General features: G+C 44.6%; 14 protein-coding genes. 5 read left to right on the top strand and 9 right to left on the bottom strand.

Translation table 11 applies throughout. The annotated features are described in order from the left end of the window. Window positions 1-851: 851 nt before the first annotated feature. Genes argS through G6047_RS15365 form a run of 4 tightly spaced genes read left to right on the top strand, consistent with a single transcriptional unit; the run spans window position 852 to window position 7,041 of the window. Entirely contained in the window at window positions 852-2,633 is a 1,782-nt protein-coding gene (argS, locus tag G6047_RS15380; protein WP_169528512.1) for an arginine--tRNA ligase, read from the top strand. 34 nt (window positions 2,634-2,667) lie between these two features. After that, window positions 2,668-4,140: an SGNH/GDSL hydrolase family protein gene (locus G6047_RS15375; RefSeq protein WP_211165465.1), complete on the top strand. Its 1,473-nt coding sequence runs from the start codon at window positions 2,668-2,670 to the stop codon at window positions 4,138-4,140. After that, a complete protein-coding gene (locus G6047_RS15370) occupies window positions 4,133-5,548 on the top strand; it encodes a GDSL-type esterase/lipase family protein (RefSeq protein WP_169528511.1) in 1,416 nt (471 codons plus the stop codon). Before G6047_RS15375 ends, G6047_RS15370 begins: the two co-directional genes overlap by 8 nt. After that, window positions 5,548-7,041 (top strand): MBOAT family O-acyltransferase, encoded by a 1,494-nt coding sequence (locus G6047_RS15365; protein ID WP_169528766.1) that lies wholly within the window; start codon window positions 5,548-5,550, stop codon window positions 7,039-7,041. Before G6047_RS15370 ends, G6047_RS15365 begins: the two co-directional genes overlap by 1 nt. Window positions 7,042-7,237: 196 nt before the next feature. Here G6047_RS15365 and G6047_RS15360 read toward each other — a convergent pair whose 3' ends face one another. From G6047_RS15360 to G6047_RS15345, 4 genes are all read right to left on the bottom strand, one after another. Next, complete coding sequence (locus tag G6047_RS15360) at window positions 7,238-7,399, bottom strand: hypothetical protein (protein WP_169528510.1); 162 nt, start codon at window positions 7,397-7,399, stop codon at window positions 7,238-7,240. Window positions 7,400-7,500: 101 nt separating this feature from the next. Then, window positions 7,501-9,816 carry a TonB-dependent receptor plug domain-containing protein gene (locus tag G6047_RS15355; RefSeq protein ID WP_169528509.1) on the bottom strand — a complete coding sequence of 772 codons (2,316 nt, stop codon included), beginning with the start codon at window positions 9,814-9,816 and terminating at the stop codon, window positions 7,501-7,503. Beyond that, window positions 9,809-10,717: a FecR family protein gene (locus G6047_RS15350; RefSeq protein WP_169528508.1), complete on the bottom strand. Its 909-nt coding sequence runs from the start codon at window positions 10,715-10,717 to the stop codon at window positions 9,809-9,811. Before G6047_RS15350 ends, G6047_RS15355 begins: the two co-directional genes overlap by 8 nt. Before the next feature lie 32 nt (window positions 10,718-10,749). Further along, window positions 10,750-11,274, bottom strand: a complete 525-nt coding sequence (locus tag G6047_RS15345) for an RNA polymerase sigma factor (protein WP_169528507.1) — start codon at window positions 11,272-11,274, stop codon at window positions 10,750-10,752. Between the two features lie 161 nt (window positions 11,275-11,435). Here G6047_RS15345 and G6047_RS15340 point away from each other — a divergent pair, with 161 nt between their 5' ends. Continuing rightward, window positions 11,436-12,770: a LamG domain-containing protein gene (locus G6047_RS15340; RefSeq protein WP_169528506.1), complete on the top strand. Its 1,335-nt coding sequence runs from the start codon at window positions 11,436-11,438 to the stop codon at window positions 12,768-12,770. Window positions 12,771-12,827: 57 nt separating this feature from the next. On the opposite strand, the gene G6047_RS15335 is transcribed toward G6047_RS15340, so the two are convergent. The 5 genes from G6047_RS15335 to G6047_RS15315 form a co-directional block, all read right to left on the bottom strand. Continuing rightward, window positions 12,828-12,992, bottom strand: coding sequence for a hypothetical protein (locus G6047_RS15335; protein ID WP_169528505.1), 165 nt, complete (start codon window positions 12,990-12,992; stop codon window positions 12,828-12,830). A 101-nt stretch (window positions 12,993-13,093) separates the two neighbouring features. Then, window positions 13,094-13,630 carry a YceI family protein gene (locus G6047_RS15330; RefSeq protein ID WP_169528504.1) on the bottom strand — a complete coding sequence of 179 codons (537 nt, stop codon included), beginning with the start codon at window positions 13,628-13,630 and terminating at the stop codon, window positions 13,094-13,096. A 10-nt stretch (window positions 13,631-13,640) separates the two neighbouring features. After that, a complete protein-coding gene (locus G6047_RS15325; protein ID WP_169528503.1) occupies window positions 13,641-13,988 on the bottom strand; it encodes a hypothetical protein in 348 nt (115 codons plus the stop codon). An 8-nt stretch (window positions 13,989-13,996) separates the two neighbouring features. Beyond that, entirely contained in the window at window positions 13,997-14,851 is an 855-nt protein-coding gene (locus G6047_RS15320; RefSeq protein WP_169528502.1) for a DUF5777 family beta-barrel protein, read from the bottom strand. Beyond that, window positions 14,848-15,246, bottom strand: a complete 399-nt coding sequence (locus G6047_RS15315) for an OB-fold protein (RefSeq protein WP_169528501.1) — start codon at window positions 15,244-15,246, stop codon at window positions 14,848-14,850. Before G6047_RS15315 ends, G6047_RS15320 begins: the two co-directional genes overlap by 4 nt. Window position 15,247: the final 1 nt, after the last annotated feature.

Here is a 15,247-nt window from a genome sequence, read left to right as displayed (position 1 = left end):
AAAACCCGACAGTTAGTAGGAGTAAGAATTTTTTCATAACATCTTGGCGATTTGAGGCGGTGCCGCGTGTTTTAAATTTGATTTATTTTTGACGAGGCAAATATGCGTGCGTAAATCGATTAAATGCAAATAATATCGATGAAATGCATAAAATAAATTAATTCACAAATAAAATTCTTACAATTTAATATTGAGTTAATGTTTGAGAAGGCACTACTGGATTATCAGATTTTCAGAAAGTTGGTATTTTTTTATCAGATTATCTGCTCCCGTTTATTTGTAAAAAAAGCAGCAACCATCCCGATTGTGCTTTTAAGCTTTGTCATGACAATTACGGCTCAGGTCGAGACTTTTAAGGCATTACCTAAGCTTTTACTATTTTCTGTCCAAGTTCTGATTCATACTTAAAATCTTACTGTCTTAAGGATTTTACCTCAAACTTTATGATTTAATATATTTTTCCTGTACCCAGCTTATCTCTGGAACTTGTACATTTCTACTGGGGAGGGGACAATGGTGTTCCCTACAAAATCCCGAATTGCGTCTGTTACATTTTTTATGTACTTTTTGTTAAATCTTTCAAGCTTTTTAAGTACCAGCCTTTTTTCTATTGCTAACAATTCCGAAGTCCGACTTCAAATAAAATTGGTTTGCCTGCATCCCAAGTCTTAACTTTCAAACTTTCCGTCTTTCCCAACTTTGGCTTCGCTCAGCTCCCTTCTTCTCATGTCCAAACTTTCTGAACTTTTCCGACTTTGCTGACTTTCCCGACTTTTCTGACTTCCAAACTCCCGAACTTCCAATCTCCCAACAAATAACCTATCTTTGCACGCTTAAATTTTGGAATCACCATGTCAACCCTTCAGTCGCTGCTGACAGCCAACGTAAAACAGGCCGTTTTGTCCCTGTATGGAATCGAAGTCGAAAGTCTTGAATTCCAAGCAACCAGACGTGATTTCGAAGGTGACATTACGTTAGTGGTTTTTCCGTTGCTCAAAGTGATTAAAGGAAATCCAATGGCAATCGGGCAGGCGATAGGCGATTATCTTGTTACCCATGTGGCCGAAGTGGTTCGCTACAATATGGTGTCAGGCTTTCTGAACATTGTGATTGTGGACAGTTATTATATTTCAGAATTCGGGCAGATTCTGGCCAATCATGAATTCGGTAGAAAACACGCCGATGCTTCTTCCAAAACAATACTCGTGGAATTCGCCTCGCCCAATACCAACAAACCGCTGCATTTGGGACATGTCCGCAATATTCTTCTCGGATATTCAGTGGCAAAAATCCTCGAAGCGGCCGGAAATAAAGTCGTCAAAACCCAAATCATCAACGATCGCGGCATCCATATTTGCAAGTCGATGCTGGCGTGGGAGAAATCCGGAAAGAACGAAACTCCGGAGTCGACCCATTTAAAAGGCGACAAACTTGTCGGCAATTATTATGTGGCTTTCGACAAGGCGTACAAAGCTGAAATCGATCAGCTTAAACTGAACGGATTGTCAGAAGATGATGCGAAGAAAAATGCCCCAATCCTTTTGGAAGCCCAGCAAATGCTGCGTCAATGGGAAGCCGGCGACCCTGAAACGCTCGTGCTCTGGAACAAGATGAACCAATGGGTTTACGATGGTTTTGCCGAAACCTACAAGTCACTTGGCGTTGATTTCGACAGTTATTATTACGAAAGCCAAACGTATCTTCTGGGTAAGGAAACCGTCCAATATGGCCTTGACAAAGGTGTATTTGAAAAAGACCCTGATGGTTCGGTATGGATCGACCTGACAGATGAAGGCCTCGACCGTAAAATCGTACTTCGCTCAGACGGAACTGCTGTTTATATGACCCAGGATATCGGAACCGCAATCCAGCGTTCCAAAGATTATCCAAACACAGGCGGAATGGTTTACACCGTCGGGAATGAACAGGATTATCACTTCAAGGTGTTGTTTCTGATTCTCAAAAAACTAGGTTTCGACTGGGCTGAAAACCTGTATCATCTGTCTTACGGAATGGTCGATTTGCCTTCCGGAAAAATGAAAAGCCGCGAAGGTACTGTGGTTGATGCAGATGACCTGATTGATGAAATGACGCAGACAGCCCAAACGATATCGGAAGAACTCGGCAAGCTTGAAGGTTATTCCGATGCCGAAAAGCAAAAGCTGTATCACGAAATCGGGCTTGGCGCACTCAAATATTACATACTTAAAGTCGATCCAAAAAAGCGTATCCTTTTCAATCCGGAAGAATCGGTGGATTTTGCCGGAAATACCGGGCCTTTCATTCAATATACCTACGCCCGTATCCAATCGATCCTGAGAAAAGCGACTGAGCCACAATCTGCCGGGTCAGCGGTTTTGGAATTGCACGAAAAGGAAAAGGAGCTTCTCAAAATAATCGGACAATATCCACAAATCATACAGGAAGCCGCGGCTGCACATTCACCGGCTCTGGTTGCCAATTATGTCTATGAGCTCGTCAAGGAATACAATTCATTTTATCAGTCGGTACCTATTTTGGGAACCGAAAATGAAAAAATCCGTGATTTCCGCGTGCGTCTTTCGGCAATCGTCGGTCGAGTCATCGAGTCTGGATTCGGATTGTTGGGGATTGAAGTTCCTGAACGGATGTAGGCTCAATTAATAATTAACAATTAATAATTAACAATTGGGGGCATCACCTAAATCATATTTCTTCTCATCTTTCCTGATATTGCTGCTATCCGCGGTGTTTTTCCTTGGGATCAAGCGTGTTTTGCCGGATAAGATTTTCTCGGACAAAGCCGGAACGACCAAGAATGTCCTGATTGACAGTATGCTCATCGATGCCTTTGAAGCGGCGCCGGATTCAATCGATAAGACACCGGAAGCGACTACAGGCGATCCGCTTGACGATCAGCCCGTAACGTATTACGAAACAAATGGGGTCACGTTCCCAGACGAGAAATTCGAAGATTACAAAGGCAATCAGTACCTGATCCCGTTTTTTGAAAAGTTGTACCAACTTGAAAACTCGGGTGAGGGCAATGTCCGGATTGCATATTATGGCGATTCGATGACCGATGGCGATATGATTGTTCAGGATTTCCGCAATGATTTACAGCAAAAATTCGGTGGTGAAGGCGTCGGTTTCGTATCGATTACATCTGAATCTGCGGCCTCTCGAAACTCCATCAAACACGATTATTCCGCAAACTGGAAAATGCAGTCGTACTTGAACGTCAAATATCCGAAGCGTCCTTTCGGCGTCAATGGCCATGTGTTTTTTGCGAACGATACGGCGCATACGGAATGGGTCCGTTACCAGATTGGTCGCGGAAAATTCAACAAAAGTTTAGGCAAAGCGACGCTGTTCTACGGAAGATCGGGCAACGATAAAGCAACGGTTTCCTATGTTTCCGGAAAAGACACCATTTATAAAAAGCTGACGATGTCCGGGCTTTTGAATACCGTCAACCTGCTCTCCGGATCATCGAAAGCCATAAAAGTCAATTTCAACCAGGCCGATTCGATTCCGGTCTACGGTTTTAATTTCGACGACGGAAAAGGCGTACACGTGGATAATTTCTCCCAACGCGGTAATTCCGGAATCCCGATTTCGATGTTCAATGTATCGCTCATGAATGCATTCCAGGCCAAACTCGGATACGATTTGGTCATTCTCCACTACGGAACCAATGTGCTCAATTACGGCACAAAAGATTACAGCTGGTACGAACGCGCAATGACCAAAACTGTCAAAAGATTGCACGACTGTTTTCCAGGAGCTGTGATCCTTGTGGTATCGACTGCCGATAAAGCCAGCAAATACGGAACGGAAATGAAGACCGATTCCGCTGTGGTCCCTTTATCGAATTCACAGAAACGTTTCGCCTTAAAGACACAATCCGGATTCGCTAACCTGTACATGCTCATGGGTGGGAATGGTTCCATGGTCAAATGGGTCGAGGAAGAACCAGCGATGGCCGGAAAAGATTACACACACCCGAATTTCAAAGGCGCTAAAAAAATCGCTTCGTTGTTGTACGGCCAACTGATACAAGCTTACGATCAATATAAAGAGTTGCGTAAAGCGGCCAAACCGGAAGTCGTTAAACCAGAATCGGCAGACACGATTTCAAAAAACACGGCCGATGAATAAGTTGTGTCTGTCACTTTTGCTTTTGTGTTTTGTCCCGATGATGGGCCAGACAGATACTACTTTGGTGGCTGTCGATTCCGTTTCGGTCGATACGACAGCCGTTGAGGTTTTGCCAGCCAATCGTATCCAATTCGCCGATAACATTTCATCGTTCTACGAAAAACTTGCCCAGCTTGAAGCCAGTAAAAACACGAAGGTCAATATTGTCCATATTGGCGATTCGCACATCCAGGCCGATCTGATGACCGATAAAGTCCGCAAAGTCCTTCAATCCCACTTTGGAAATGCCGGCCGTGGCTTCGTTTTTCCACACCGACTTGCCGGAACGAACGGTTCGTCTGACTACAAATTCACATCGAATGCCAACTGGAACGGCTACCGAAACATCAACACGCCTAACGGAAACCCGGTTGGGTTGAGTGGCAATGCGTTGACTACAAAAGCCCGTGATTTCGTAATCGAGTTCGATGCGAAGACTGATATAAATGCATTCAATACGGTCAAAGTGGTCACGCCTGACAACAAAAACCTATTCGATATTGCCGTTGCCAAACGTACCATTGTGCTGGAATCGACTGTTCCGAAAAAAATCACGCACCGCATCAAAAACGGGGAAGTGCTTGGAAGCATCGCTGAGAAATACAACGTCAGCATTTCGGCAATCAAAAAAGCTAACGGCCTTAAGAACGATCGTATCCGCGCCGGAAAAACACTAAAGATCCCGACGAATCAGATGGAAGCCAAAAAGGTCGAACGGTCTGAATTCATTCCACTCGTGATGGAAGCCGCGCCGGATTTCCATTTTTACCACAGCGATCCGGCTTTGGATAAAATTTACCTGCTTCCGGCAACTGGGGCTTCAGATTTCGCTTTGAGCGGATTGGTCCTTGAGAACGATTTGCCCGGACTGATCTATCACAGCATCGGTGTTAACGGGGCCAAGTTTTCAGATTATTCAAAGTATCCGGCATTTTTTGAAGAGCTTAAAGCGTTGCAGCCGGATTTGGTCGTATTGTCGCTCGGCACGAATGAATCGTTCGATAAAATGTCTGCTGCCGACTACATGATCCAGCTCCAGAGCTTTTTGCAAAGTGTCAAAAGCCAGCTGCCACAAGCGGTCTTCCTGATTTCTACGCCGCCGCCATCTTTATTCCGTCGTCGTTATGCCAATACGTTTGCCGAAGATTACGCTAAAAAGATCATCGAAATGGCTGCGACATCTGGTTATGCCGTTTGGGATTTATACGATTTGTTCGGCGGATCCAAAGGCGTGATGCGTAATGCGGCCCGGGGAATCATCGGAGGCGACCGCGTGCATTATACACACAAAGGCTACGACAAACAAGGCACCTTGCTGTCTGAAGCGATTTTAAATGGCTATAACGACTATAAAACCAACAAACCATGATGAGCTGGAATGACATAATGGTTTGGCTGTCGGCACATTACCAGGATTGGTTTGTCTTCAATCCAAAGGAACCGATTTTATTCAACACACCGGTTTTCCTGGGTATGTTCCTTGTTTTCTACCCTATTTATGCCTTGACGTTAAAGTCAAAGACACACGCGTTGCGTAATTTCTATGTCTTTGCTTTCTCGTTGTTCTTCTATTACAAATCGAGCGGATTGTATTTTTTCCTGCTCATTGTTTCAGGTGTCACAGATTACAATCTGGCTAAATTGCTGTATCAGGAAACCCAGCAGGCGTACAGGAAGTTTTACCTGGTTCTCAGTGTTGTCCTCAATCTGTGTTTCCTCGGATACTTCAAATACACCAACTTCCTCATCGAGAATTACAACGGTATTTTTGACGGCAACATCCCGTTCCATAAGATCATTTTGCCGGTCGGAATTTCGTTCTACACATTCCAGTCGATGAGTTACATCATCGACATTTACCGCAAGGAACTCCAACCGACGAAGAACGTTTTGGATTATATGTTCTTTGTGTCTTTCTTTCCGCAATTGGTCGCAGGGCCAATAGTCCGGGCTTCTGAATTTCTGCCGCAGATTTATAAAAAAATTACGCTGTCAAGGGAAGAAGTCAACTATGCTTTGTTCCTGATTATAGGTGGATTGCTTAAAAAGACAGTCATTTCCGATTATATATCGGTCAATTTCGTCGATCGTGTTTTCGATGCACCAAAGTTATATACGGCTTTTGAAAACCTGATGGCGTCGTATGGATACACCATCCAGATTTACTGCGACTTTTCAGGTTATTCAGATATGGCCATTGGTATCGCGATGCTCATGGGTTTCAGGTTGTCGACAAACTTCCGAACACCATACAAATCGGCTTCGGTCACTGAATTCTGGAGAAGATGGCATATATCGTTATCGACATGGCTTCGCGATTACCTGTACATTTCGCTTGGCGGAAACCGGAAAGGAAAATTCCGCACCTATCTGAACCTGTTCCTGACCATGCTTTTGGGAGGATTGTGGCACGGCGCATCCTGGAAATTCGTGATTTGGGGCGTGTTGCACGGGTTGGCCTTGGTCATTGAGCGTTTGTTCAAAGGCATTGTCCGCTGGCCGAAAAATCTGGTTTCACATGCATTTCAGGTTGTCCTTACGTTTCATTTTGTGGTGTTCTGCTGGATATTTTTCCGTGCCAAAGATTTTGCTACGGCCTTTGATGTGATTGGTATGATTGGTAAACTACAGTTCCATCCTGACGAATGGCTCACCGTGATTTCAGGTTACCGGAATGTATTTATTGTGATGCTGATAGGCTATTTATGGCATTTCCTTCCGTCAAAAGTGATCGATTTGATGAAGAATTCGTTTGATAGATTGCCTGTTGTCGGAAAAGCCATTGTGCTCTCATTGACCTATTGGGTTGTCTATGCTACGGCTACAAGCGGGCCTCAGCCGTTTATTTATTTTCAGTTTTAAAGGAGCTGAAAAGTTTGATGTCGGAAGATCGGAAGTCGTATATAAACCGAAAAAAACGGAATAATCTTTTTAACATTTAAGGTGGTTTTTCTGTATCTGACTGATTTCAGGAAGAAGTATCTTGCAACGGGGAGGGGCCGGTGTTGTCCCTACGAAATCCGGAAATAATATAGATACATTTTTTCTGTATCAAATGTTAAATTGAAATTTCAGGAAGAGTTGTAGAAGTCGGAACACGAGCCGAAGACGAACTGAGCGAAGCTATAGTCGGGAAAGTCGGGAAAGTCGGGAAAGTCGGGAAAGTCGGGAAAGTCGGGAAAGTCAGGAAAGTTAACGAGGTAGTTATAGAAAAATTCATAAAGGCGTGAAACAAGTACCGAAAACGAACGAAAGACATCAGACGGAAAAGTTCAATGGCTTTCAAAATCTTGACCTGGACAAATCTGCAATGCGAATCAATCAAATAGAGAATTTCAAGCTTATATTCGGCGTTCTCCCGAGTGAGTACGTATCAATACGTTCTATATTTTCAGTATCGTCCAATCTGTAATATCTGTTGATGACACATCTTGTATTCAAAAGGTTCATGATCGAAATGCCTGCCGATAGCTGACCTTTTCCTGAAAGTTGCCAGATATGCGTAGCTGATAAATTCATCTGGAAATAACTCTGCAACCGCGATGAATTTGGCAATTCGTAAAGTATGGTGCCATTATCGGTGCTTTCTCCAATCGGATATGTTTGTGGCTTGCCGGTAAACCATTTGGCGCCCAAGGCCACTTTAAATTGTTTGCTTTCGTAAATTCCTGCACAAGTGGCTGCATTCGCCAAATGGAAATTGTTCGGGAATTGTTGCGGATTGTACGTCTTGAAAGTATAATCGTTATGGTTTATTGAATAACTGAGCCAGCAACGTATTTTCCCCCATTGGCGTTGTGCGAGTATTTCGGCCCCGATAATATCATAGCGTCCTATAATCTTCTCGAATTCCAATTGATTCTGGAACGATTGTGTCCCGCTGTAAATTCCCGTCACCCGTTTGTAGTAGGATTCAACCGTGAACAGCCAGTTTTCCGGTTCATAAATGAGTCCTACGGAAGCCTGCATGCTTTTTTCAATCGGGATTTCCTGTTGATTCGACATCACCCACCGCCGTTTTTCAAGTCCGAGGAAATCCTGTTGTAAATCGATGATCTGGGCCGCACTCTGGCTTTTGAATTCGCCCATAAGCTCAAGACGCAATTTATTCTGGATTTGGTAGGATGAATTCAACCTCGGTTCCATCCGGAATAATCTGGCCCGACCGAAATAATTAAGTCGAAGTCCCGGACGCACAATCCATTTCCCAGACTCTGAAATCCAATTTGCCTGGCCCGACAACGCTTGTGAACGCATGACCCGTTTTTCATTGCGCTCAAAATCCGGTAGGGTAGTACTGTCATAATTTTCCATCGATGTTTCGGAAAATTCATAAGTAGCTGTTGCCGAAAGCGTTTCGCTGAATCTGTGATTGCCATGGATTTGCACATCGTTGCTCAACACCTCGTTTTGCTGGGAAAGCGATTGGTCGTTCTGGACAGAAGTATTTACCCCGTTCAGTACAAAATGCGAAAGCGCCCATTGTGCCCCGATTTCCGTATTTTCATTAATAGTGTAGGTGTATTTTGCAGCCGTTCCCCAACTCGATTGCTGCAAAACGCTTCTGCCGCTGAGTATGGTTCCATCCTGATAGCGGCGCTGGTCAATGGCGAGTTCGTTTTCAATAAGGATTCCGCTGAGGATAAAATCGTGCTTTTGGGCTATTTTCTGGTGTAGCTGAAGCGACAGGTCGTAAAAATAGAAGTCCTTGTCGGTTTCATAAGTGATGTTTTCGTCGTTTTGCAGATTTGTGACGACGGTATTCTGGAACACACGATCTGAATAACTTTTATAAGCCGGCGAATCGAAAAAATCGGTAAGCGATCGTCTTCCTGAAATCGTCACGGCTCCATTTTTCCACAATTTTGCCCTGACGAATGCCTGTGCCGCAATCATGTTCGCCCCGATTTCGGCCATGTCAGGAGCATTCAAATCGGTCTGGGTGACAATATCCGCGGTTCCTGAAACACTTTCCCCAAGACTGGCGGGTGTTCCGTTTTTATAGACGGTAATTTTTTGGGGAATCGTCGGATTGAAAGCCGAAATCTGTCCGAAGAAATGACCCGTCTGGAACATCCGGATTCCGTTCCATAGAAATAAATTCTGGTCGTGTGTGCCTCCGCGGATATTGATGTTCGAAATGGTTTCGTCAACACTTGTGATTCCGGGAAGTTGCTGCATCGTCTGCAAAACATCGGCCTCCGTAAGACCGGGAAGCAACCCGAATTTTGGAGGTGAAATTACTGTCGCTCCATCTTGTTTTCGACTGATCCCGCTTGTAAGGTATTGATGCACAACGACCTCTTCGAGTTTTTCAATCCGGATGGAATCTTTCTGTTCGGGTGTAAAGACAATTGGTTTGGTGATGGTGATGGATGCCGGCGAACTAAAGTCGAACTCAAGCCCGGTCTGGACGCGCAGCCATTGTATTTTGGCGCCAAGTGATAGTTTTGGATCAGGTGGGATTGCGAAAATTCCGGCAATGGTTTGATCCAGATAACTGAACCGGACCTTATGGTCAATCTCAATTTCAGCAATGATGTCAAGAAGTGGAATTCGTTCCTTGTTGCCGTGTTGGGCATGTAACCCGAATGCGGCAAACAACAGGAAAATCAGCCAGATCCTGAATTCATTCATTCCCCGAAAGTACCACTTTATTTTGAACTGTCCGGGCGTTTAGGTTGTAGGTTTTACAAAGAATCTGAAGTGCTTTTTCGAGATCGTCGGCTGGGAGTGAACCTGTAAAAGGGACGTCCGATTGACGTGAATTATCGGTGATTTCGATACTGTAGATACGCTCCAGTTCAGAGACGATGTCGCGTAATTTGCTTGAATTGAATCTGAGTTCGCCACGCATCCAGGAAGGACTCCCGGCCGAAGTCGGATAGGCGTCGACCTGTTTTCCGTTTTCATAGACCACGATCATTCCTTTGGTAAGTAAAATGCTGTTGTTGCCCGAAGCTACTTTGACTTTTCCTTCAAAACACTCTACTTCCAGTCTGTTGTCGCGTTCCCTTACATTGAATTGTGTTCCGATTACAGAAATAGTTCCGATAGAAGTCACTACATCGAATCGTTTTCCTTTGGCTACTTTAAAGAACGCTTCTCCGTCAAGAGTGAGTTTGCGGTGTTTGTCCCAACTTGCAACATCGTATTTGATTTCAGAACCTGAATTCATTGTGACGACAGAAGCATCGGGCAGGGAAATTTGTTTCTGGTGGCCGTTTGCCGCAATCGCATCGACGGATTTTTCTGTCGGATACAACGCAAAAACGCCCAGGCTAATCACAAGGATTGCGGCCGCAGCGTAGATCCAACGCATCGGGCGAAGTTGGCGGACAGGCGTCTCGATTGTTTTTTCTGACGAATAGATTTCCATCAGCCTTTCATCTTCATTGAAATCCGGCGCTTTTAAATGGGCGCTGGCCTTCGCGATCCTGTCATAGGTTGCATAACCTTCAGATTGCTCGAAAGCCGTACGTTCTGCGTCGGTCATTTCGCCTGAAAGCCATTTGGCAAGGTCGTGTTGTGATTCCATTTTCATATCTGTTTCGAACTTTTAGGGCAAGTTCATTTTATAAATTCTATTTCTCTTCTCAAGGCAACCAAGGCGCCACTGATTCTTTTTTCTACCGCTTTGACCGAGATTTCAAGCATCACCGCTATTTCGTGATACTTTTTTCCATCGATCCGGTTCAGCAAAAAAGCCGTCCGTTGTGCTTCGGTCAAATTCCCGATCGCTCTTTGCAATTTGTCTTCGAACTCAGATTCCTCTAAAATGAAATCCGGACTTTCTGCAACCTTATTCTTCATGGAACTTGATTTTTCAAAGGCAAGTACCACTTTGTCATGCGCAATCTTGTTCAAAGCTGCGTTGTTTGCCACGGTATACAAAAAGGATTTCGCCTTTTCTTTGGGCACATTCGCACAGTTTTCCCATAATTTCAAAAAGGCTTCCTGAGATAAATCATTTGCCTTTTCCTCGTTGCCGAACTTATAAAACAAATAGTTGCGCAACGTGCGTGCATGCGTCCTGAATAAAGACGAAAACACAGATTCTTCGCAAACACCGGTAACGGAACAATGGGCATCCATAAACGGAATTGCTGCTTTTTGTTGGTTATGGAACAGTTGGAAATCAATTTACCCTACCTTTGTGGCAGTTGTTCGTTTGGGCAGCAGTACAAAATTAGCTAATCGCAGTAGGGTTTTTCCATTCCTTTGTGTTTTTAACCAGGAAAAGCCAGCGGGAAAGTATGGGAAAGACAGGTAAAGGCTTCATTTTTAGTTTGATTGCATTGATTTTTCTTTCGTGCCAGGAAGAAGAAACTACTATTGTCGAAGATCCGTCGACACTTCAGCTTACATCCAACCTGACCGATCTGCTTGTCCATGTCACCATGAGCGAGACGTCTGTGGATAACGTGATCGACAGCAGCAATTGTGTCGAAATCCAGCTTCCGTACAGCGTCAGTTTTAACGGACTGCCAATCGAACTTACCAATACCTGGGCCTATTCGGAATTCGATTCGATTCCCTCCGGATTTTACACCGGGCTTGTTTTTCCGGTGACATTGGTTCGACCCGATCATTCAACCCTTATCGTAAACAACCAGCAGGAATTTGATGCCGCAGCTTCTGATTGTTCCGGCATAGACGATTCCGTCGACTGTATCAACCTCAATTATCCGATTACGGTTTATGAATACGACAGCAACAATCAGCTTCTCGATAATTATGCATTCACAAATGACGCGGAATTCTACTCCTATCTGACCAATCTCCAGGAAGGTTTTTATTTTTCGCTTGAGTATCCGATGTCGGCAACATATGGCAACGGAGAAACTATCGAGGTCAATTCCAACGAGGAACTTATAGCCGCAATAAACACGTCAGGTTCGCATTGCGAAGTTTCGCCAGATCCGGAACCATGCATTCCCATATATCTTCGTTCAGGCCTGATTGCATTTTACGGTTTCAGGAACGGAAGCCTTAATGATGAAATAGGCTCCATGGATTTGACAAACAGCGGTTCCGTTGTGTCTGCTCCGGATCGAAACGGGAACCCGGATTGCGCCATGCTGTTCAATTATGTCACGCAAACGTATCTGTCATCATCAAACACAACTGCGCTGGACAACCTCACCGGATTAAGCCTTTCGCTTTGGTATCAGCCGGCTACAGATTTGACCGATTATGAAGCGCTCATAAGCCGGGGCGAAGGATTGCAATGTCCGGACAGGTTCGGGCAATGGTCTGTTGGATTGTATGATAACCGTCGTGCTGTTTTCGGGGCTTACAATTCGGCCTGGTCCAACGTGCTTTCACAACAAAATACGTGGTATTATCTAACAGCAACCTGGACACAGTCAACCGGAAATATGTCCATCTACATCAACGGACAGCTTCAGCAAACGGTTACCGGATTAGCCAATTGCGGTGCTTCACCGGTGACGGTAGAAGATATCGGTAACTTAATTATAGGCAGAAATTATACAGGAAAAATAGACGATGTCGCCATTTACAACCGTGCGCTGATTCCATCTGAAATCCAGGCTTTATACGGATTATCGCCTTGCTGTGGGCAATAAATAAAAAATAAAAGCCGGTCTTACGATCGGCTTTCTTTTTCATTGCTTCGATAAAAATCAAAGGCTTTTAGCAATTTTCCCCGTTCCATTCGTGGCTCCGTTGGTTCCCGTCCTGTCCGATGCCGTTCCTTTGATGGATGAACTGCAGGCGGTAAGTAACGTTATGAATAGTACCACAAAAGTGGTCAGAAGGGCTGTCTTGAGTGTGATTGACGATTTCATGGCCAATGGTTTTTCTGTTCGATGTAAAACTACCTACAACGCGATTGGCTTGCCGTATAGCATTTTACGTAATTCTTACAGGATTCATAGCCATTGATCAATCACTCCAGGACGAAAGTGGCCAAAACAGAAACATTTTCAGCTACTTTACTTTTAACGACCGATGGAATTTCAATGTTAAAATCGGCCGGTTTTATTTTGAAATCGGATGTCAGTTTTGTTTTTCCCGATGCAGATGACAGTTGTACTTTGGTCTTGAGTTTCTTCGTTATGCCATGGATCGTCAAATCGCCTTCAAAGTCGAATAATACAGGAGCCGAGCCAATTTTTGACTTATCGAAATTCTTGATCGTTCCTTTGATCGTCGCCTTGGGGAATTTGTCCGATTCCATATAATTCTCGTTGAAATGCTCTTCCATCAACGGGACTTTGAATTTGAAGCCTTTGATGAGGACAAGTGATGCAAAATTCCCGCTATCGGTTTCCAATACGGCCGATGCGGTGTTGTTCTTCGCCGCAATTTCCTCAAACGCAGGCATGGAAGCCTCAAAATTAACCTGGCCGGAACGTGTACTGATTTTTTGTGCCGATGCAAGGACCGAAAAGCCACAGATCAAAGCAATAATCATATTTTTCATAACTGATATTTTAAGGGTTGAAGCCGGTTTGGGCCCAAATGGTAATAAGGTCAATCTGCGGCTGCGGCAACCGTAAATCCTGAGGCATTCCCTGGCCTGACGGAGCCGCGATCTGGTCGAGCAACCCGTGTTCTTCCACCGCATGCTTTACGTTTTCGTAGGTTTCAAGATTCGGTTCCTGATTGTCCGTTGCGACGCTGTGGCAACTGAGGCAGCTGTTTTCTATGATGGGTCTGACGTTGGCCGAATAGGTGACGACTTCCGGAACTTCCGGGGAAATGTCTTCGTAAGTCGCCGGATCACAACCCATAAATGCCACTATTCCGATTGCTGTAAGTATAATGCTGATTTTTTTCATGGTACGATTTAAAAAACACGGTACATATTGAATCCAAAGAAAATTCCGCCACCGTCGAGTTTGGAAGCCGGATTTGCAAAAACACCCACATCGTTCATGAGCTGCGTATTTGAGAAAACGAGCTGGAACACATGTCCGCCGGTTTCAATATCGATTCCAGCCGTGAGCGGATTGTGTGTGATGGAACAATACGGATTGTCGATTTGCCAGCCGTATTCGAGGTTGATGCTGATGCGTTTGGCGACTTTCCAGCGTCCGCCGGTTCCAATTACGAATTGCTTCTGGTTTTCGATTGTAGGATCATACAGGTTTTTGTAGATGAACATTGGCGCAACTTCAAACGAAAGCTTTTCGCTTACTTTTCGTGAGATCAGCAATTGGGTCGAATAGGCGAACCGTTGGCTCGATTTGAGGTTCGGATACACATCCGTATCGAGTTCGGAATTGATGTCCATAGTATTGTAGCCCACGATCGTTACCGGAAAACCATCAATCTTTTGGCTCGCAAACCGATACTTCACGGCGAGTTCATAAACCTTTCCGGCCGTATGACGAGTCGCTGCAACCGAAAGCCAATCGGTAATCCCATAAATCGCCCCGAGTTTAGTATTGGCATCGTCCAATCCGAAGAAATTATCGAAGCCCTGGGTCAAGTCCCCGAACCGGTGCGAAATGATTACATACCATTCGCCTTTTGCCGTGAGTTTCGTCGATTGCATATTGCCAATCTGCAGTGCTTTGAATGCGGCGATTTCGACTTGCTTTTCAGCCGGTTTCACGGTGTCGAGTTGTTGCAGCAAGTCTTCCTGTGCAAAAGCTGCGAAATTGAATAATAGTAGTATCAGCAGAATCCGGTGCTTCATGGTTGTTGGTTTTCTAGTGCGCATTGGTCAAGTCGTATTTCGTTCATTAAATCGTCATAACCCACCACACGGCCTTTTATGGTTATTTTGGCACCTGTTTTCAGGTTTGGCGCTGTGCTGAAACTGCAGATGACGTTTCCGCCAACAGTTACATCAAGCGTATTGATTGCAGTAATGGTTCCGCTGACGGAAATAGGTTTTTCGAGGTATTTTTTATTGGCTTCATTGGCATTAGTGGTGAATTCGGCCAATAAGGTTTCGGGTGATATGGAATATGCCGATTCTTCGGATGCAATGTCGCGCCGGCCTCCGTTCATCATATAATAATAGCCTGTTGCGCCGGCAAGTACGACAAGCAGTAAGCCAATCAGCAGTAACAATGTTCTTCTATTCATA

Source organism: Flavobacterium silvaticum (assembly GCF_012911565.1).
GTDB classification, from domain to species: domain Bacteria; phylum Bacteroidota; class Bacteroidia; order Flavobacteriales; family Flavobacteriaceae; genus Flavobacterium; species Flavobacterium silvaticum.
This window is presented reverse-complemented; position numbering and strand designations above follow the sequence as displayed.